At 61.6% G+C, this 20,192-nt stretch carries 16 protein-coding genes; all 16 read left to right on the forward strand.

Annotated elements, in window-relative coordinates:
- The first annotated feature begins 5 nt into the window (after nucleotides 1–5).
- Nucleotides 6–1,082, forward strand: coding sequence for a hypothetical protein (locus tag ACEQZY_RS07605; RefSeq protein WP_370153392.1), 1,077 nt, complete (start codon nucleotides 6–8; stop codon nucleotides 1,080–1,082).
- Entirely contained in the window at nucleotides 1,079–1,804 is a 726-nt protein-coding gene (locus ACEQZY_RS07610; RefSeq protein WP_370153394.1) for a formyltransferase family protein, read from the forward strand. The genes ACEQZY_RS07605 and ACEQZY_RS07610 overlap by 4 nt, the downstream gene beginning before the upstream one ends.
- Nucleotides 1,805–1,811: 7 nt before the next feature.
- On the forward strand, nucleotides 1,812–3,647 hold the full coding sequence (locus ACEQZY_RS07615) for an ABC transporter ATP-binding protein (protein ID WP_341702911.1): 1,836 nt from the start codon (nucleotides 1,812–1,814) through the stop codon (nucleotides 3,645–3,647).
- Entirely contained in the window at nucleotides 3,644–4,678 is a 1,035-nt protein-coding gene (pseB, locus tag ACEQZY_RS07620) for a UDP-N-acetylglucosamine 4,6-dehydratase (inverting) (protein ID WP_341702910.1), read from the forward strand. Before ACEQZY_RS07615 ends, pseB begins: the two co-directional genes overlap by 4 nt.
- Nucleotides 4,679–4,785: 107 nt before the next feature.
- Complete coding sequence (gene pseC / locus ACEQZY_RS07625; RefSeq protein ID WP_370153397.1) at nucleotides 4,786–5,979, forward strand: UDP-4-amino-4,6-dideoxy-N-acetyl-beta-L-altrosamine transaminase; 1,194 nt, start codon at nucleotides 4,786–4,788, stop codon at nucleotides 5,977–5,979.
- 86 nt (nucleotides 5,980–6,065) lie between these two features.
- A complete protein-coding gene (locus ACEQZY_RS07630; RefSeq protein ID WP_370153398.1) occupies nucleotides 6,066–6,953 on the forward strand; it encodes a hypothetical protein in 888 nt (295 codons plus the stop codon).
- Nucleotides 6,941–8,764 (forward strand): hypothetical protein, encoded by a 1,824-nt coding sequence (locus tag ACEQZY_RS07635; RefSeq protein ID WP_370153400.1) that lies wholly within the window; start codon nucleotides 6,941–6,943, stop codon nucleotides 8,762–8,764. The genes ACEQZY_RS07630 and ACEQZY_RS07635 overlap by 13 nt, the downstream gene beginning before the upstream one ends.
- Nucleotides 8,757–9,791: an N-acetylneuraminate synthase family protein gene (locus ACEQZY_RS07640; protein WP_341702906.1), complete on the forward strand. Its 1,035-nt coding sequence runs from the start codon at nucleotides 8,757–8,759 to the stop codon at nucleotides 9,789–9,791. The genes ACEQZY_RS07635 and ACEQZY_RS07640 overlap by 8 nt, the downstream gene beginning before the upstream one ends.
- Before the next feature lie 39 nt (nucleotides 9,792–9,830).
- Nucleotides 9,831–10,877, forward strand: coding sequence for an ATP-grasp domain-containing protein (locus tag ACEQZY_RS07645; RefSeq protein ID WP_341702905.1), 1,047 nt, complete (start codon nucleotides 9,831–9,833; stop codon nucleotides 10,875–10,877).
- A 29-nt stretch (nucleotides 10,878–10,906) separates the two neighbouring features.
- Complete coding sequence (locus ACEQZY_RS07650; RefSeq protein ID WP_341702904.1) at nucleotides 10,907–11,422, forward strand: GNAT family N-acetyltransferase; 516 nt, start codon at nucleotides 10,907–10,909, stop codon at nucleotides 11,420–11,422.
- 134 nt (nucleotides 11,423–11,556) lie between these two features.
- On the forward strand, nucleotides 11,557–13,599 hold the full coding sequence (locus ACEQZY_RS07655) for an aminotransferase class III-fold pyridoxal phosphate-dependent enzyme (RefSeq protein WP_370153403.1): 2,043 nt from the start codon (nucleotides 11,557–11,559) through the stop codon (nucleotides 13,597–13,599).
- A gap of 56 nt (nucleotides 13,600–13,655) precedes the next feature.
- A complete protein-coding gene (locus tag ACEQZY_RS07660; protein WP_370153405.1) occupies nucleotides 13,656–14,339 on the forward strand; it encodes a PIG-L deacetylase family protein in 684 nt (227 codons plus the stop codon).
- A 15-nt stretch (nucleotides 14,340–14,354) separates the two neighbouring features.
- Nucleotides 14,355–16,010, forward strand: coding sequence for an asparagine synthase-related protein (locus tag ACEQZY_RS07665; RefSeq protein ID WP_370153407.1), 1,656 nt, complete (start codon nucleotides 14,355–14,357; stop codon nucleotides 16,008–16,010).
- 51 nt (nucleotides 16,011–16,061) lie between these two features.
- On the forward strand, nucleotides 16,062–17,213 hold the full coding sequence (locus tag ACEQZY_RS07670) for a glycosyltransferase family 4 protein (protein ID WP_370153409.1): 1,152 nt from the start codon (nucleotides 16,062–16,064) through the stop codon (nucleotides 17,211–17,213).
- 7 nt (nucleotides 17,214–17,220) lie between these two features.
- Nucleotides 17,221–18,288 carry a glycosyltransferase gene (locus tag ACEQZY_RS07675; RefSeq protein WP_370153411.1) on the forward strand — a complete coding sequence of 356 codons (1,068 nt, stop codon included), beginning with the start codon at nucleotides 17,221–17,223 and terminating at the stop codon, nucleotides 18,286–18,288.
- A 1-nt stretch (nucleotide 18,289) separates the two neighbouring features.
- Nucleotides 18,290–20,173, forward strand: coding sequence for an asparagine synthase (glutamine-hydrolyzing) (gene asnB / locus ACEQZY_RS07680; RefSeq protein ID WP_370153413.1), 1,884 nt, complete (start codon nucleotides 18,290–18,292; stop codon nucleotides 20,171–20,173).
- Nucleotides 20,174–20,192: the final 19 nt, after the last annotated feature.

A 20,192-nucleotide genomic window follows, 5' to 3' on the forward strand; every position in this document is an offset into this window, starting at 1 on the left:
GCATCGTGTACAATTTCCTGCGACGGATTCTGCTGGTGGGGCTGGGCATCGGCGTCACGCTGGTGGCCATGAGCTGGCCGCTTGAACTGGTAATGCGGCAGCGCGATGTGCATTTCCGGCTGTATCAGGCTTTCAGCAGTCCCGCCGTAAAGCCGCAGGTCCTTGTGCTCGGAGATTCCAGGGCCGCTCTGGATGTCGTCGGATCCATGTTTTCGCCGGCGGTGTTCAACTGGGCGGAGGTGGGCGAGGGTCTTAGGCAGACTCTCCTGAAAGCAGATTATGCACTGCGGACGAAGCCTTCGCTGCAATGGATCGTTCTGCCGATCGACGACTACATCCTTTCGGAATACCGGTCGGCCAATCGCGGCTTCCGGAAGCAGATGGGCTACGCGGACTGGGGTCTGCTGGATCACTATTTTGCAACCACGCGCAGGCATATCCTGCGCAACTATATTGCCTATTATCTTCCTGTCCTGGACCATGAATCGCGGCTGAGCTTCCGTTCCGACCTGCTGCAGGATGTCGAGGACCGGCTGGGGACGCCCGTCGATGAGTCTTACACAGTTCTGACGGATTGCCTGGATCTCAAGTTCCGGCACGAATTCGACTGGGCCGGCAGTTCCTCCGAAGCACGCAAGGACCGTGTGGCCTTCCGACTCAAAGCGCAGTACCCGGAAGACCTCATCGTGCCGCAGATGGTCGAGATACTGGAGCGAATTGTCCGGACCGCCAATGCGAGCGGCGTGCAGGTCGTTGGTGTGAGATATCCGATGAGTAATGAATATATTGAGGCCGCGGCTGTTCGCGATGTTTCCGGAGTGCGGGCGGTTTTCGAACGCATCCCGTTTGCTGCACGCCTGGACTATACGGCGATGTTTGCCGGGGATCAGGCCGAGTTCAACGATATGGATCATCTGCGCCATGGCGGGGCCCGGGCGTTCACGAATGTCCTGCAGAAGGACCTGGCGGCCATTACCGGATTGCCAATGCAGGGTGAATCCTGTCCGTCGAGGACAAAGACGGGGCTTCTGGTGCCACAGATCGCGTTCTTTCTCGGGGAGAAAGTGAGGCTGCCGTTATGACGAAAACCAAATTCACCATCGTTTTCCTGTCGGCCGTCGACAACCCCTTTCTTGGCCGGATTACCCTTGCGTTTCGCAAGGTCGGCCTTGAACCTGACGTGGTTCTCCTGGACGAGGGGCGTCCATGCGGAGCCAAGGAGCGGGATATCTGGACAGAGCGGACGGCCGGCCGTTTGCCGCCGCTGCCCCTGGCCAGCCTGCCGGGTGGTTCCCCCGCCTGCCGCTTCGTCAGTTCGCATGCCGCAGCCGACACGATTGCGAAACTGAAGGAAATGGATGTCGATCTGGTGGTCAGCGCTAGCACACCGAGGATTCTGCCGCCGGAAGTCCTGGCCGCTTCCGGACGGGGCCTCCTGGCTGTCCATCCTGGGCTGATCCCGGATTATCGCGGTTGCACCTGCGTGGAATGGGCCATTTTCAATGACGACAAGGTGGGGAATTCAGCCTTCTTCATGACGCCGGGCATTGATGCCGGCCCGGTGATACTGAGTGAATCCCTGACATTCACCGCGGCCGACGGTTACACGGACGTACGGATCAAGGTCTACGAACACGGTATCGATCTGCTGGCCCGCGCCGCTCTGCGGGTCAGAGACGAAAATCTGCGATGTAAAGACATGGCGTTGCCCGCTGAGGGGCGATACTACCCGGTCATAGACCCTGATTCGATGGAAGCCGTGCATCGCAAGCTTCAGAACGGTCAATATGCCTATCAGTACTGAAAAGCGAATGACCGGCTCCATGCCGGTGCAGATCTATCATCAGCTGCGCGAGTTGGTTGGGCGTGGCCTGCTTACCAGGCGACGCATCCTTCTCCAGGTCATTCTGATACTGCTGACCATCTTGTTCGAGACGATCGGGCTCTCCCTGCTGATCCCGGTCCTCAAACTGATTGAAAGCGGCGCCGGTGTGGTCGACGAGCTGGCAATGCAGTCGCGCTACTGGCGAATCATGAAGGATACCTTCGACATTGTGGGGCTGACCCTCAACCTGTCCAGCCTGCTCCTGATCGTGTTCGGCATGATTTGCCTGAGGCAGATTGTTCGCTACACGGCGCAGATGTCGATGTCGCACACCAAGCAGATGGTCGAGCGGGACCTGGCGCTGCGCCTCTTCCGGACCACGCTGCATTCCGCGCCGCTGGCTTTGCAGGACGTTGGCACGGGCCGTTTCACATTCATGATCAATACTTTGGCCAACGGAGCGGCCACGATACTGCGTACGCATGCGGCCTTTCTGAATGGCGTGATCGTCTGCGCGGCCTATCTCGCGATCTCCATACCGCTGGCGCCGATCCCCACGGTCGTCGGAATCCTGCTGGCAGGTCTTGTGATGACGGCGATGGGGAAGTTTGCCAGACTCGCCAGGGCAATCAGCAGCCGCAGCGTCGATCTGCGGCAGCGGTTCCAGAATCATCTGGCAGAGCGCTACCAGAACTGGCGCCTGATAAAACTGGTGGACTCGGTAGAGCCGGAAACCAAGGCCCTGACCCGGTGGGCGCAGCGGATTTACAATCTGGACATCGACAGCATCCGCATGTCTGCTCTGACCGACCTGACCGTTGTTCCGGTGATGACGGGGCTTACCCTCTCCATCCTGTATCTTTCGGTCAGCGTGCTGCATATCCAGGTTACCCAGATCGCCGTTCTGATCATGGTGCTGATCCGGCTGGAGCCGGTCGTTCGCAGTTTCTCGCAGCAACGCCAGGCGATGGCCCGCTTTGGCCCGCAGTTCGACCGGGCCATCAGCGATCTTGACGAGTTCTCGAAGCTGCGTGAGCAGGATGGCGGCGGCCGGGAACTGACCGGGGTGACGCAGGAGATTGAATTCTCTGATGTGACCTTCTCCTATCCCGGGAGCGAAAAGCCGACCCTGGAGGGGATATCCGTCCGCATCCCGGCCCGGCAGATGACTGCGATTGTAGGCCCTTCAGGTGCGGGAAAATCGACGATTGTCGATATGCTGCCCCGTCTCCTGCGGCCGGCCTCGGGCAGAATCAGGATCGACGGTGTGCCGATCGAGGACTTTTCGCTGTCGAGCCTCCGGCGGAGCATCGCCTTTGTCAGCCAGAAGTCGGTTCTGTTCGATATGACGATCGCCGAGAATATCCGGTATGGTCGCCCGGATATGTCTGACGAGATGGTGGCGGACGCGGCGCGGCTGGCTCAGGCTGACGAATTCATCACACGGCTCCCGGGTGGCTACCAGACCCAGATTGGCGAGGGCGGCGTTAAGCTTTCCGGCGGCCAGCAGCAGAGGCTGGCGCTGGCGCGCGCCTTTGCCAGTGGCGCACCGATACTGATACTGGATGAGCCGACCAGCGCTCTCGACTATGAATCCGAAGCCAAGATCAAGCAGGTTGTGCAGGGCATTCTCGATCGTCGGGAGAAGACGATTATTGTCATTGCCCACAGGCTGTCGACGGTCGCGGCGGCCGACACTATGATCGTGATGGAGCAGGGCCGCATCGTCGAGGCGGGCCCTCCTGCCAGGCTCGACAACAGCGGAGGTTGGTACAAGCGGATGCTGGATATGCAGAACACGCGTGCAGGGGAAGTGCAATGATCGACCAGATCAAGCAGGCATCCGAGGATTTCGGCGAGAACAGCTCGGTGCTGATCACCGGTGGCACGGGATCATTCGGGCAGGAATTCGTTGCGCATGTGCTCAGGCAGAGCCGTCCGCGCCGCCTGATAATTTTTTCCCGCGACGAGCTCAAGCAGTGGGAAATGGCGCAGAGGTTCCGTCCGGAGGAATATCCCTGTCTGCGCTTCTTCATTGGCGACGTGCGCGACGAGCGACGGCTTGAGACGGCCATGCGCGGTGTTGACGTCGTGGTGCATGCGGCGGCCATGAAGCACGTGCCTGCTGCCGAGTATAATCCCTTTGAATGCATCCATACCAACGTGCTGGGTGCAGAAAACATCGTAAATGCGGCGATCCGGAACAATGTCCGCAAAGTGCTGGCATTATCCACAGACAAGGCGGCGAGTCCGATCAACCTGTATGGAGCCAGCAAGCTGGCGTCGGACAAGATTTTTGTCGCGGCGAATAATCTGTCGGGGAAGTCCGGCACGAGATTCGCGATTGTTCGCTACGGCAATGTCCTCGGATCGCGAGGCAGTGTGCTACCTCTGTTCCGGAAATTGATCGCAGATGGGGCGACCAGTCTTCCGATCACTGATGCGAGAATGACGCGCTTCTGGATCACGCTGAAAAGTGGCGTCGGATTTGTTCTTTCCTCTCTGGCAATGATGCGTGGCGGCGAGATCTTCATTCCGAAGATTCCGAGCATGAAGGTCGTTGATCTCGCCAGGGTTCTTGCGCCAGACCTACCGCATCATATTGTCGGCATCCGGCCGGGCGAAAAGCTGCATGAGGTCATGATCACTGAAGGTGACGCCAGAAGCACGGTTGAACTGTCTGATCGCTACGTCATACAGCCTGATTTTCATTGGTGGAATGTTCTGAGGTATGACGAGAAGGACGGCGCCAAGCAGGTCGCTGAGAATTTTTGTTATTCCAGCGATCAGAACGCGCAGTGGATGAGCGATTCGGAAATGCAGAATCTTCTGCGAGATGGCGGATACCTGTGACCCTACGGCTTGTCTGCGATGACCTGGTCCCCGGCAAAGGCCGTAAGGCGGGTGCGTCCTGCGCAACCAGGATGGCATCAGATTGATGTGTGCGCTGGGCTAGAGTGATGAACGCCAGTTTTCTTCCTTACGGGCGGCAGCATATCGACGATGAAGATGTGGCTGCCGTGGTAGCCGTTCTGCGCAGCGATATGCTGACCACGGGGCCGGCAGTGTCAGATTTTGAGGCGGCGCTGTCTGGCCATGCCGGTGGGGCGGACAGTGTCGTCTGTGCAAACGGCACTGCGGCATTGCATATGGCGGCGCTTGCTGCGGGTCTCGGGCCTGGAGATTTTGCCGTCGTGCCCGCGATCACGTTTCTCGCCACGGCGAACGCCGTGAGGCTGGCAGGCGCCGAGGTTATGTTTGCCGATGTCGATCCGACCACCGGCCTGATGATGCCTGCGCATGTCGAAGCAGCCCTTTCCCGCAGCAGGTCCGGGCGGGTGAAGGCCGTCTTTCCTGTTCACCTCGCTGGTCAGACGGCAGATCCTGCCGGGTTTGTTCGGTTGGCCGACCAGCATGGCTTCATGCTGATCGAGGATGCCTGCCATGCACTGGGCACCAGATATCTCGATGCCCGCCATGTCGTCGGCTCCTGCGATCATTCGACCATGACATGCTTCTCTTTCCACCCGGTCAAGAGCATTGCCATGGGCGAGGGCGGGGCTGTCACCACGAGAGATCCATCGCTTGCGCAATCTCTCAGGCGGCTGCGCAGCCACGGAATGGTGCATGCGAAGGCGGATTTCGAGAACAGGGATATGGCGTTCGGACCGGACGGCCAGGCCAATCCCTGGTATTACGAAATGCCTGCAGTCGGTCTGAACTACCGGGCAAGCGATATCCAGTGTGCACTGGGCACCAGCCAGCTGACCAAACTGCCGCGTTTCCTTGAACGGCGGCGTCAGCTTGTCCGGAAATATGACGAGCTTTTCGCGGTGTTGCAGCCCGTCGTGCGCCCGCTGTCCCGCACAGACTGCGTTCCGGGCTGGCATCTCTATGTCGTGCGGATCGACTTTGATGCCATCGGGATGGATCGCGGAACCTTCATGCGGAAGCTTCGCCAGCAGGGGATCGGCTCGCAGGTCCACTATATCCCTGTGTCACAGCAGCCTTACTACCGGAACCGGTATGGCAATATCGCCTTGCCGGGCGCGGAAGAATATTACAGATCCTGTCTGTCGCTCCCCTTGTATCCGAGCATGAATGATGACGACGTGAGTCGCGTCGTCGCGGCCATTTCCGCCATTGTCCGATGACGGCACCTCTTTGGGTGTTTCGGGTCGCATCCCGGCCTGAGGTTGGCGGTGGTCACGTTTCGCGCTGCCTGACCCTGGCCCGTGCCATGGCCGGCCGCGTTTCCGTCCGCTTTGTTCTCGACCCGGAGGGAGCGGACTGGACCAGCCGGATTATGGCATCCGGATTTGAAGTCGGTGCCGAAGGAGATGCTTGGACCGGTCACGCAGAAGGGGTGATCCTCGACACTTATGAGGTATCCCGGACGACCCTGCAGCACTGGCGGCAACAGGCTGCCCGCCTGGTGGCGATCGTAGACACAGAATGCCCCCTAGCGGGTGTCGACATCTCGATCATGCAGTGGAGGCTGGCGTGCAATGAGGCCGGGGCCGGCGTTCTGTGGGGGCTGCGCCATGCCCTGGTTCCCCGCCAGTTTGCCGAGATTGCCGATGCGGTGTGGCCGGAATTGCCGCAGCACGTTCTGGTCAGTTTCGGGCTGAGAGATTCTGTCAATGCCACGGGTCTTATCATTTCAGCGCTGGAAAACCTGGCCACGGAATGGCAGCCGGAGGTGACCATCGTCGCCGGAGCCCGTGCCCCGCATCTGGAGGCGGTGCGCAAAGCGGTGGACCGGCTTGGAAGCAGAGGCGGGCTGGTGGTTGAAGCAGACAGCATGATCCCGCTTCTTGCGTCCTGCGACTTTGCCATCGGTGCTGGCGGCATTTCCGCGGCAGAGCGGGCCGCCGCTGGCCGGCCGTCGGCGACGCTGGCGCTGAACGCCCATCAGAGGATGGTTGCGCAGGCACTGAGCAGCTGCGGGGCAACCCTGGATCTGGGTGGTGTGGAGAGTGCCGATCCGGAAACGCTGGCTGCCGCCCTTCTTTCTCTGGCGAAGGACAGGGAGGGGCGCATGCGGATGGCTGCTGCCGCCCGGCGGGCGGTAGACGGACAGGGTGCCAGGCGTGTGGCGGATGGAATCCTCGGGTGGCAATCGTGAAGAGGGAGGGTCTGCCCGGCGTCACGGTTGCCTTCTGCGACAGCCTTGAGGCCTTGCGGCAGGCACGGCATGCCGGCCTGCCGGAATCTGCCCGTGTCAGAACCGATGCGCCTGCCGTGGCTTTGTCCGGCCTGTCATCGGTCGAGCCGCTTCATGGGGCTGACGCCACCCGGAAGCTGCTGGCATACTGGCAAGCGGCCCGTCCCTTGGCCGAGGCCGTGTTCCGGAGCTTGTCTGCCGATCCGCATCTGGCCCCGTTTGCCCTGCTGGCAGCACGATCGGCTCATGCCACCCACCGCCTCCTGACAAAAATGACCGCATTATCGGAGGCGGACTTCACTGAGCCGCGCGCGGCACTTCTTGTGGAGACCGGGGATGCGGTGGTCGACCGGCGGTTTAATACGCCGTGGCACAGCCTGCTGGCCGATAATCCGCAATTGCAGACGCACAGTTTTTCCGTGCCGGTTCCTCAGGCGCGCCCTCTCACGACGACACTGTGGTCGAAGTTTCAGCGCTTCGACAGGGCGCTGGCGCTGTATCGGCTGGGATTGCTTGCCGGCCGTCTTGGCCGAGGCCGGGCGACGCCTCATGCACTGGTGGTGCGGGAGAACGAGCTGATAGAAGAAGCCTGCGCCGCGCTGTTTTTGTCCGGATTCAGCCTCGAACAGGTGAAGAAACCAGACGGCGGGCCGGACGATGACGGCATCGCGCTGTTTGAGGCTGTATCTGCGGCAATCGCTCCGGCCCTGGCCACCTTTGTGACCGAGTGGATGCCAGCGGCCGGCCGGCCGGCGGCGGGGCGTATGATGACCGCGCAGCTGAAAGCCGATATTCGCATCTTTTGCCGGGATCAGAAGGCATGGGGGCAGGTGCTCGACCGGCAACAGCCGGGGAGGCCAGCAGTGGTTCTGACGAATTTTCCTGGCGGCGCCAGCATGCTGGCCCTGGGCAAGGCATGCGAAATGCGGGGGATACCGCTGGTTTCCGCGCAGCACGGAGTCACACGGGAATTGTGCGGCATGCATGATGTCACCGATGTGAACTATGAAAGCAGTATTGCCGACCTCTATCTTGCCTTCAACAGGGAAGCTGTGCACCGGACCAATCTCTCCCCGTTCCGCAAGGGTCGGTCGGTGGCAGTCGGCGTTCCTTCCGTCTATCGGCGCCTGCATGGTACTTCTGCAAGGCACCTGTCTGACGCTCCGATCCTGTATGTCTCGACGGCCCTGCTCGCGGGAAATGTCAATCAGATGGTTGGCGGGCTGACGGATATTGACCGGGTGCAGAGAGAAATTGATATTGCCGGATCCGTTCTGGCGCAGCTGCCGCACAGGGTGACGTATAAGACTTACCCGTCGCGCGACCGCTACCCGGATACAGATCCTCTGCTGTTCAGGCTGAACCAGCATTCAAACATTTCCGTATTCGACCAGCCGATCGACCTGCGGTATCTGCTGCGGCGGTTCCAGGTGCTGGTCGCGTCCCGGGCCACCAGCACCATTGCCTGGTGTCTGGCATCCGGAAAACCTCTGGTCTTCATCAACATGCCGGATCATGCCGCGCTGCGCCCGGAGGTGCATCAGGCGATGGCAGACGCCGTTTTCCTGTTTGACTGGAATGCCGGGGCAACAGATCGACTCAGGGCATTCCTGTCGCAGCCTCTGCGGGACATACAGAAGGCATGGCAGGCAAAGGCCGCCCCGCGGCAGCAGTTCATGGAACGCTATATTACCGGACCGGAGGCTGGCGCCGGAAAGCTGGCGGCGCAGGCCATACTGGCATACCTGGAAGAGGGAGGGCGGAATGACTGAAACCACACCAACGGTGGACATGTCCGGCCGCCTCGTCGGCCGCGGCCACCCAACCTGGATCATCGCCGAAATCGGAATCAATCACGAGGGCAGCGTTGACCGCTGCGCCGAGATGATCAAGGCGGCCGCTGCTGCCGGAGCCGACGCAATCAAGCTGCAGACCGTGGATCCGGACGAAAACTATATGCCCGGGACAGAAAGCTATCGGCTGTTTTCGAAGGCGATGCTGACCAGGGAAGAGACCGCGGCGATGTTCGATCTTTCCCGGTCTCTGGGCATCGCGCCCTTCACCACGGCGGGAGATTTCCGGACTCTGGAATGGGTCGATCGGCTGGCGCCGGTTGCGCACAAGGTTTCCTCCGGTCTGATGACGCATTTGCCCCTAATTCGCAGGATTGCCGCAACCGGCCGCCCAATCCTGATGTCGACGGGAATGGCGGAAGGAGGGCAGATTCTTGAATCCTTGGCTTGCGCCCGCAATGCCGGCGCCAGTCGGATCGCCATGCTGCATTGCGTTTCCCTGTACCCCTGCGCTCCCGAACTGCTCAACCTGGCCGCCATTGCAAAGCTGGAGGCGAAGAGCAATGTTCCTGTCGGATTTTCCGACCACAGCCTGGGGGTGGAAGCCGCGGCCCTTTCTGTCGCGGCCGGCGCCTGTATCATCGAAAAGCATTTCACCTTCGACAGCAGCCGACCGGGATACGACCATCCGATATCGCTGGATGCGAGGGGATTCGCCGAAATGGTGAGAAAGGTGCGGGCAGCTGAGGCGATGCTGGGAGATCCGGACCGGCCGCTGACCAAGGAAGAAGCGCTCAAGGCCCGGGCGATGCACAGGATTCTGGTGGCACGTCGCGCCATTGCTGCGGGACAGGTTCTGTCCGAGCAGGATGTGGCTTTCAAGCGGCCCAATCCAGGGCTGTCCGGGCTTGGGCCGGCGCAGTATGAAGCGGTTCTTGGTCGGCGTGTTGCCGCCGCGCTGTCGGAGAATGAGCCGATCACGGCTGATGCGCTCCTGCCGGCCTGAAGCAGACAGCCCGGAATCGCGTTAGCGGAAAGGACACTCATGCCTCGCATACTGGTGACTTCGGCAGGTGGCGCGCTGGCGCCGCTGAATATAAAACTGCTGCAAGCGAGCCGGCATGACGTCAGTGTAGTTGCGGTAGATGCAAGGTCCGATGCGCTCGGCCAGCATTTCGCGGATGTCTTTGCGACCGTGCCGCCGGGAAACTCGCCGGAATATGTTGATGCCGTGCGCGATCTGGTCACCCGCCATCATGTGGATGTGGTTCTGCCCTGGTCTGACGAGGAAGCGCTGTCACTGGCAAATCGCCGTGGCGAAATCGAGTCGCTGGGGGTTGTTCTGGCCTGTGCGGAGGCGAGCACGCTGCAGGTGATGGCCAGCAAGGCGGCAACGCTGTCACTTCTTGCCAAAGCCGGTGTGCGCGTCCCGCGCTGGCAGATTGTCTCTTCTGCCGAGGAGATGGATGCCGCTCTGCAGGCCTTCCGGACAACAGATGGCGAGGCGGTGGTGAAGCCGATCTCATCCCGTGGCTCGCGCGATGTCTATGTCATACGAAAGGACATAGCGGGCGAAACGGACTATTTCGGGTCGCGGGAAACCCATGTTGGCTGGGATGCGTTTGATCGCGATCACCGGACGGTTGTGGCCACGCAGCTGCCGGCCATTGTGATGGAGAGGCTGCATGCACCCGCCTATGACCTGGATATCCTGGCGCGGAATGGCCAGCTGTTGCGGATGGCGACCCGTGAGCGCATCAACCCCGCCGGCGTTCCGTTCAGGGGCTCCATATTCCGCTCTGGCCGGACGTTCGAGGTGCTGGGCGAGAAGGTTACGGCTGCCTTGAATCTGTCGTGGCTGTATGATTATGACCTGATGACGGCATCCGACGGCGAGCCGGTTGTGATAGAGGTGAATCCACGGCCCAGCGGCAGCATAGCGGCTTCGATACGGGCCGGCATGCCGTTCTACGACGACCTGTTCGACCTGATTGCGGGGCGGTCATTGCAATCCGATTGGCGGAAACCGGCTGATGGCACCTTGTTCGTGCCCTATCTGGATTGCGGCCTTTCCGGCCGGGGGGATGCCTGACCATGGCTGCAGGGGTATATCTCCGCGACATGGTGGCGGCGGATGTCACCGATGCCTATCTCGGCTGGTTTCGTGATCCGGCCGTCACCCGGTTTCTCGAGGCCCGCAACATCTCGCGCCAGGATGCCCTCGATTACCTGGAGGCTGGCCGGCGGACACGCGGATATTTTCAATATGCGGTGTGCCTGTCTGAAACCGACAGGCATGTCGGCAGTGTGAAGATCGGGCCTGTCAAATGGACGCATGGAACATCCGACCTGGTCACCGTGATCGGGGACCGGTCGGTCTGGGGTGGCGGCGTCGCATCCCAGGCCATCCGGCAGGCAATCGGTATCGCCTTTGACCGGCACGGCCTGAGGAAGCTGAGCGCCAGCATAGACTCGCTGAACGAAGCATCGGTCCGCGCCTATGTCAGGGCCGGATTTTCGGTCGAGGCCAGGCTTCCCGGCCAGTTCATGCATCCTGGCCCTGGCGGCGAGTGCATTCTTTCCGACAAGATTTATGTCGGCGTTTTTAACAAGAACTATGCTCCGCCGTCGCTGTAGGACGGCCGGGCAGAGTGGGCCGGGCCGGTGGAAAGCCGCCACCTGGCCCGGCCATTCCCCCTGGTTGCAATCATCCCATTCCGCACAGCGACATCGGACATACAGGCATGACGCAAGCTCCTGACAGGAAGACGGTGGCCATTGTCCAGGCCCGGATGCAGTCGAGCCGACTGCCGGGCAAGGCACTGGTCGCGATTGCGGGCCGGCCCGCCATTCAGTGGGTTCTCGAGCGTACGGCGCGATCCCAGGTGAACCAGGTCTGGCTGGCTTGCAGCCGGGAACCGGCCGACGATTCCCTTGCGGAATTTGTCCAAAGCCTCGGCTTTCCGGTTTACCGGGGCGACGAGAATGATGTTCTCGGGCGTTTCGCTGCCGTTGCCGAAGAGGCCGGTGCGGATGTCATCGTCCGCATCACCGGAGACTGCCCGCTGATTGATCCCGCCGTGATCGATCTGGCACTGAAGCGGTTCATGAAGGGCGATGTGGACTATGTCTCGAATGCCCAGATCCGGACCTATCCCGATGGTCTTGATGTCGAGGTCTTCTCCAGGGCAGCGCTGGACGAGGCCAACCGGCGGGCAACGGATCCGTTTCTGCGGCAGCATGTAACGCCTTACATTCACGCCCGCCTGAAGGACCGGTATTCGAGCGGGAGTTTCCGCAAGGACCAGATTCTGCACTCGTCTGATTTCAGCCATCTGCGCTGGACCCTGGATATGCCGCAGGATCTCGATTTCCTGCGCCAGATCGTACCCAGCCTGCCGCCGGATTTCACGTGGACGGATGTCCTGCGCGAACTGACTGTCCGGCCGAATCTGATGCGGCTCAACGGGAGTATCGGCCTCAACGAAGGCACGGCCCGCGATCAGGCGCGGCTGGGCGGGAACAGGAATACCCGGTTCGAAAAAAGCAACGCGATGCTTGATCGGGTTCTGGAGGTCATTCCGCTGGCCAGCCAGACATTCTCGAAGAGCTATCAGCAGGTTCCGCGCGGGGCGGCGCCACTGTTCTTCGAGCGTGGCGCAGGATGCCGGGTCTGGGATGTGGATGGCAATGCCTATATCGACCATATCCTCGGTCTGATGCCGATCGTTCTCGGATACTGTGATCCGGATGTCGATGAGGCAATCCGCAGGCAGATCGACAGGGGAATCACATTCTCCCTGCCGTCTCCGATCGAAGCTGAGCTCGCCGAGTGCCTGACCCGGCTCATTCCCTGCGCAGAAATGGTTCGTTTCGGCAAGAACGGGTCCGATGTGACGACGGCAGCGATTCGGCTGGCGAGGGCGCATACAGGCCGGGATGTCATTGTGACCTGCGGATATCATGGCTGGCACGACTGGTATATCGGCACGACGACCCGCCGGCTTGGCGTGCCTCCTGCGGTTCAGGACCTGTCCATATCCGTGCCGTTCAACGATCTTGCCGCCATCAAGAAGATAATCGAGCAGGACGGCGGAAAGATTGCCGCGGTGATCATGGAACCGACCGGAAAGTCGCCACCGGAGCCCGGTTATCTTGAGGAAATCCGCGCCATGACGGACAGGCACGGCATCGTGCTGGTTTTCGATGAGATCATCACCGGTTTCCGCATCAGCATGGGTGGCGCGCAGCAGCAATATGGTGTCGTGCCCGATCTGTCCTGCTTCGGAAAGGCCATGGGCAATGGCATGCCGATATCCGCGATTGTCGGTCGGCGTGATATCATGCGGAAGATGGAGGACATATTCTTTTCCGGCACGTTCGGAGGCGAGGCATTGTCCATTGCCGCGGCCATCGCCACCATAGAGAAGCTGGAACGCCTCTCGGTCGTCGACCGGTTATGGGCCCGCGGGGCGAAGCTGACGGCAGGATTCAATCAGAAGATCGAAAAGCGCGGACTTGGCGGCTTGCTGAAATTCGAAGGGGAAAGCTGGTGGCCCCGGCTGACGGTTCAGTCCCCGCCGGTCGATGGAAATCTTCTGGCCAGTCTGCTGCGGCAGGAATTCATGGCGCATGGCCTGTATATGACGGTCTCGCTGAATCTCTGTCTGGCACATGATGACGATGCGGTGACGGAAGAGACGCTGCTGGCCGCAGATGGCGCCTTCTCGGCCCTGGCGGACCATCTTAATTCACCGGATCCGGCCGCGCGGCTGCGCGGCGAGCAGATCCGGCCCACCTTTTCCGTGCGCTGAGCCATCTCCTGCGGCGGGTTGCGGCCCGGGCGTCTGGTGAGCAGAGGGGAAATGAAGTGACAGACAAGGATATCTCCCGCATTGCGGTGATCGTTGCCCACCCGGATGATGAAGTCCTCGGTTTCGGCGGCACGATTGCCCGATACGCGGCGGCCGGCGTCACTGTCAGCGTCCTGATCCTTGCGACAGGCCTGACATCGCGCGGGGCCGCCTCGCAGGATCAGATCGACCTGCTGCAGGCCAGCAGCCGCGAGGCGGCGCAGAAGCTCGGGGTGGCGCGGCTGAGCTTCTCCGATTTCCCGGACAACCGGATGGACTCCGTTCCGCTCCTTGATGTGGTTCAGCGCATCGAGGCATTCCTCGCGGAGGCGGAACCGCAGAGAGTGTACACCCATCATGCCGGTGACCTGAATATCGACCACAGGATCACCCATCAGGCGGTTCTGGCGGCGTGCCGGCCGCTGCCGGGCCAGGGGGTCCGGGAGCTGCTGGCAGGAGAGATCAACTCGGCAACCGAGTGGTCAGGGCCCGCTTTCAGTGCCTTTTCGCCGACGGAGTATGTGGATATATCTGCTGTTCTCGATGCAAAGCTTGCGGCGCTGTCGGCCTATGAATCCGAAATGCGGCCGTGGCCGCATTCCCGTTCGATCGAGGCGGTCCGGGCGCTGGCGCTGCTCCGCGGCAGCCAGGTCGGCGTATCTGCGGCGGAAGCATTCGTCACGTTGCGCCGCCTCGTCTGATCAGTGAAGGCGAACATGACTGTTTGTATCGAGCCGGCTCCGAATGTGTCGGAAGGCTGGAAAAAAATCCAGACCGCGGGAGTGACGATCTGGTTCTTCGGTCATTTGTACGACCACGTCGACCCGGCCGAGCTGTTGTCTCTCTGGCCGACGGGAGGTGCAGCCGGAGAACTGCAACACTTCCTGGATCGCCTTGACGGCCATTTCGCCCTGATCGCCGACGAAGGCACGCGGGTTGTCGCCGCGGTGGATCCGGTCCGGTCAATCCCGGTATACTTTGCAGAAAAGGGCCCGCATATCCGCATCTCGGCGGATAGCGAGGGGTTGCGCAGAGCCGCCCAGCTGGATGAGGTCGACACGGAGAGTGCGCTTGCGGTTGCAATGGCGGGATACACCATTGGGGCACGCACGCTGTTCCGCAATCTTCAGCAGCTGGCGCCCGGAGAGTTTCTGCTCGCCGAGCGGCACGGTGGTCCGGCCCGCCGGTTGAGATACCACCGATACCGGCCCTGGTCGCCTGTGGAGGCGGATTCTCGGGATCTGGAGCGCAACCTGGCCGACATGACGCTGTCGCTGATGGAGCGCATTGTCAGGCAGGCATCGGGTCGGCTGATCGCCGTGCCATTGAGTGCCGGCCTCGATTCGCGACTGGTTGTTTCGGCGCTTTCGGAACTGGGTGCCCGCAATGTGATGTGCTTTTCATACGGCTTGCCGGGCAATTACGAGGCCGAGGCAGGCAAGGCAATCGCAAGCCATCTTGGATACCCTTGGACGTTTGTTCCTTTCACGCCGCGCTCCCAGAGGCAATTCTGGTTTAGCGAGGAGAATGAACGGTACCAGCGGTACGCAGACAGCAACTGCTCGACGACCGTGGTACACGATCTCCCGGCAATCCGCGTCCTGCTCGACGACCGGGTCATTGACCAGACGGCCATCGTCATCAACGGCAATTCCGGCGACTATGTTTCCGGGCTGCATATCCAGCCCCCTATATCGGATGGGCTTGATCCGGAAGCGATGAGGCAATGGCCGTCCGTCGTGGTCGGAACAATGGTCAAGAAGCATTTCAGGCTCTGGGGCGGCCTGGCGGATTCCGACAATGACGGGATTATTGCGCGTCAGCTGCATGGCGAGCTCGCAGCGCTCGGGGCAGAGGAGGTGTCGGCCCAGCAGGTTCATGGATATTACGAGTATCTCGAATTCCAGGACCGGCAGTCGAAATACGTCATCTCCAGACAGCGCATCTATGATTTCCTGGGGCTCGAATGGCGCCTTCCGCTGTGGAGCCGGGACTATCTCGACTTCTGGCAGACGGTCCCCCTGTCGCTGAAGCGCAAGCAGATCCTGTATGCCGACATGCTCCGGAACGCGAACTGGGGGGGCGTCTGGCAGGGAGGGGCCTGGCACTTTCCGCGCCGTGTCAGTCCGGCCTGGATGCGAGTCGGCATAAGGCCGCTGGCCAAGCTGGTCTGTGCTCCTTTCGGACGGCAGGCATGGCACCGGTTCGAGCGTCACTATCTGAGCTACTGGACCGATCTGCTGGCATTCCAGTCGATCGAACCCTACTGGCGCGTGGCCCGCGACGGCAGGGGGGCGCGGCATCTGGTATCCTGGCACACCGAGGCCTACCTTCGCCGGAAAGGGCTGAACTGGAACGGAACCCGTTTGTAAGGCGATTCCGGCCTGCAACTCTGGCGTCTTGTCGAGAGCGAAGCAGCTTCAATGCACATTCTCCTGGCCACAACAGGCTACCCTCCTGATCATTCCGGTTCGGGAGGGCGTTTGCATGGCATGTACAGCCGGCTGCAAGCTGCAAATCCCGATTTCAGATGGTCCGTCATCACCAAGCGGAGGCAGGCTGGCACTGCTCCGGTTGCGGGGCCGGATCATATTGCGGCCTACACAGCTGGCGGAAATGAATACCCCAGGCTCGGCGCCGCTGTTCTCGAGAATCTCTGGCTTTTGCGCCAGCTGGCCGCCGGGCTTCTGAGAGATGTCGACATCGTTCACGCGGCAGGGTGGACATGGATGACGCCGCTGCTGCTGTTTGTGGCGAAGCGGAAGGGTATTCCGATCATACGCGAAATGACCACGCCGGGAGATCCTGGCGGAGACAGTCTGGGTGGCCGCATCGTGCGCTGGACGAATTCCCTGGCAGATCGCATTATTGCAATCTCGCCGGCGCTCGAAGGAAAAGTGAGGGCGGTACAGCCCAATATTCCGATTTGGTGCCGGCCCAATGGTGTGGACAGCGTCCGGTTCCGGTGTCCGGACGAGGAATCCAGGCTCCGGGCGCGCGCTGTCATAGAAGCGGCCCTGCCGCAGGCCTCGCCGGATGATCCTGTTGTCCTTCATGTCGGCCGCATCCGGCCGCTCAAAAACCAGCTCTTTCTCGCGGAATGCCTGGCCCGGCTTCCTGCCCGATTCCATCTTCTGCTGGCGGGCCCGGCCTTCGGAGATGCTGATCCGTATGTGGCAGAGTTGCGCGCCCGGCTTTCCATGCCGGATCTATCCGGCCGGGCAGCCTTGCTGGAGGAGAATGTGCGGGATGTCGATATCCTGATGCAGGGGGCTGACATATTCGCCTTTCCATCCGTTGCAGAGGGGCTCGGAACCGTGATGGTGGAGGCTTTGTGTGCAGGCCTGCCTGTGGTCGCGTCGCGGATTCCCGGAGTGACCGATTGGATTATAAAGGATGGACGCAACGGCTATGTTGCAGACATCGACGATCTGGATTTCTGCAATGCTCTGCTGAAGGCGGAAGCCCTGCGGGAGCGGCGTCAGGAAATCGCTGGCACCGCCGGGCAGATATACAGGCAGGAAATCATGGACGACGGCTATCGGCAGCTGTTCGCGCAGATGAGGCGGCGGTGAGGAAGACATGCTGAAGGTGGTCGGGGTTCTGCCTCGGCTTTCCGGTGGCGGGGCTGAGCGGGTCATGCTGAACCTTCTTGGCGGCCTTGATTCTGGGCAGTTCACGCCCTCCCTTGTGGTTTTCGATGCCGCCGGCCCCCTTCTCCCGCATGTGCCGGCAGCGCTTCCCGTCCGGAATCTGGAACGGGACCGCCTGCGCCACAGCCTGGCTTCGCTGTTGCGGGTGCTGAGGGAAATCCAGCCTGACATCGTGTTCTCCACGCTCGGCTATGTGAGTCTGGCGCTGGCTGCCTGCCGCATGTTCTTTCCCGGGAAGCTGGTGATCCGGGAGGCCAACATGCCAAGTCTCAGCATACCGCATGCCCCGTATCCGATGCTGACCCGGTATGCCTATGGCTGGCTTTATCCGAAGGCCGATCTGGTCATTGCCTCTTCGGACCGCATGGCAGGAGAGATATCTGCACTGGGCGTTGCGGCCCACCGGCTGGCCACTCTTGCCAATCCAGTCGATATTCCGAGTTTGCGTGCCAGGGCGCAGTCGCCGCTGCGCCGGCCGGGCCCCGGGCTCCGCCTGATTGCCGCCGGCCGGCTGACATACCAGAAGGGCTTTGATCGCCTGATCCCCCTGCTGGCAGGCATCCCGGATCTCGATCTCACTGTGCTGGGCGAGGGACCGCAGCGAGGAAATCTCGAGGCTCTCGCGGCGCGGCATGGGGTGCGGGTGTATTTCCCGGGTTTCGTGGATGAATCGGCGGCCTGGTTCGCGGGTGCGGATGCGTTTGTTCTGCCTTCACGCTGGGAAGGAATGCCGAATGTTGCCCTTGAAGCGCTGGCCTGCGGAACGAAAGTGATCTCGGTGCCCGAAGCCGGTGGTATTGCGGAGGTTGCTGCGGCGGCAGTGGAGGGCGCGGTGACAATCGCCGAGGCGGGCCCGGCATTCGTGTCTGCAGTCAAGACACTCCGGCCACATTCCGGTTCTCACTTGCGGCCCAGCCTCCTGCCGGATGAGCATGACCTGGCTCATGTGCGCCGGACGTTTGGCGATCTTCTCGTTTCCCTGACCAGATCGAAATAGCATGTGCGGAATCGCGGGTATGACCGATCTGCGGGGCGTGGGCTCCGATGTCATGGACGCCTTGTCCGGTGCCCTTGATCATATGCGCCTTCGCGGCCCGGATGGTGCAGGATTATGGCACGACGACCGCTGCGCGCTGGGGCATCGCCGACTGGCGATTATCGATCTCAGCGAGGGTGGTCGCCAGCCGATGCTGCATCATGGCTACGCCATCACCTTCAACGGCGAGATATACAATCACGAAATCCTGCGTGAGGAGCTTGAGGGGCTGGGGCATGTGTTCGCCTCGCGGTCCGATACCGAGGTGATCCTGGCGGGCTGGCGACAATGGGGCGAGGCATTGCTGCCGCGACTGTCGGGGATGTTCGCGCTGGCGATTTGGGATCCGGCTGCGGGCGACCTGGTTCTGGCAACGGATCGCTTCGGCAAGAAGCCGCTGGTTTATACCCACGACGGCGACCGGCTCGCTTTTGCTTCCGACCTGAGGGCCCTGCGGACTATCCTGCCGGGCTCCGGGGAGATCGACCAGCAGGCCCTGAAGCTGTTCTTCTCGCTCCGGTTCATCCCGGCGCCCTGGACCATATACAGCAGCGCCCGCAAGCTGCCCGCCGGCTATGTCGCGCGTTTCAGTCGCGCGGGCCTTTCGCTGCGCCGGTGGGATGATGGGGCCCAGGCCCGCCGGCCGGTATTCACAGACAGGCAGGAAGCGATCGCCGCCCTGCGCCAGCAGTTTGACCGGGCAGTCGGCGAACGTCTGGTCGCAGACGTTCCGGTCGGCGCATTCCTGTCGGGCGGCATTGATTCTGCCATAGTCTGCGCATCCCTGGCCGCGCAAGGGCGGCAGGTGCGCAGCTTCACTGTCGGATTCACCGGAGCGGCGGCCTATTACGAAGAGCGGCCGGCGGCCCGCCGCGTCGCCAGGCATCTTGGGCTGGACCATATCGAGGTGGATATCGATATGGGTTCTGCAGCAGATGTGGTCGACGAGGTTCTGGACAGCTGTGACGAGCCGTTCGCCGACAGTTCGGCGTTGCCGGTCTTTCTGCTCAGCCGGGAAACGCGCCGCCATGTCACTGTTGCCCTGTCCGGGGATGGGGCCGACGAGATATTCGCGGGCTACCGGAAATACCAGGGAGAGCTGGCGGCGGCGCATTGGCAGCGGCTGCCGGCATTGTTGCGCCGCGGCATTGCCGGGATTCTCGCGGGCATGCCGGAGAGCAAGGACAGACCTGTACTGGAACTGCTGCGCCGGGCGCGGCGATTCGCTCTGCATGGCGACAAGCCGCCCGCTGCCCGCCAGGCCGGCTGGATGTCTCTGCTGTCGGAAGCGGAACTGCAAACCCTGCTGCCGGGTTGGCAGCCGGAACCGTCGGTGGAGGGCCTTGTGATGGCTCTGCGGCAGAAGGCTGATGGTGCCGATCTCATCAACCAGGTTCTGTCAGTCGAACAGAGCCTGGTGCTTGGTGGCGACATGCTGCGCAAAGTTGACCTGATGAGCATGGCTAATTCCCTTGAAGTGCGGTGCCCGTTTCTTGATCGCGGGGTCACTGATGTGGCCGCCGCCATTCCCGGGAACTGGAAACTGCAGCCGGGTCGTGGCAAGGCGATCCTGCGCGAGGCATTCGCCGACCGACTGCCGCCGGACGTTTTCCGTTTGCCGAAAAAGGGCTTCGAAATGCCGATTGCAAGCTGGCTGCGCGGCGGCCTGCGGGATCGGATGCGGGCGGCCAGCGATCCGGTTAAGCTGCAGCGACAGGGACTGATTCATGCCGGGCCGGTGCAGGAATGGGTTGACGACCTGGAGAGTGGTCGGCGTGATACCAGCTGGCAATTGTGGGCATTGATGGCATTTCAGGCGTGGGCCGCCCGCGAACGCCTGTGGTAATGGGCAGAACAGGAGTGAA

It is taken from the genome of Ferrovibrio sp. (assembly GCF_964218355.1).
Classification (GTDB): domain Bacteria; phylum Pseudomonadota; class Alphaproteobacteria; order Ferrovibrionales; family Ferrovibrionaceae; genus Ferrovibrio.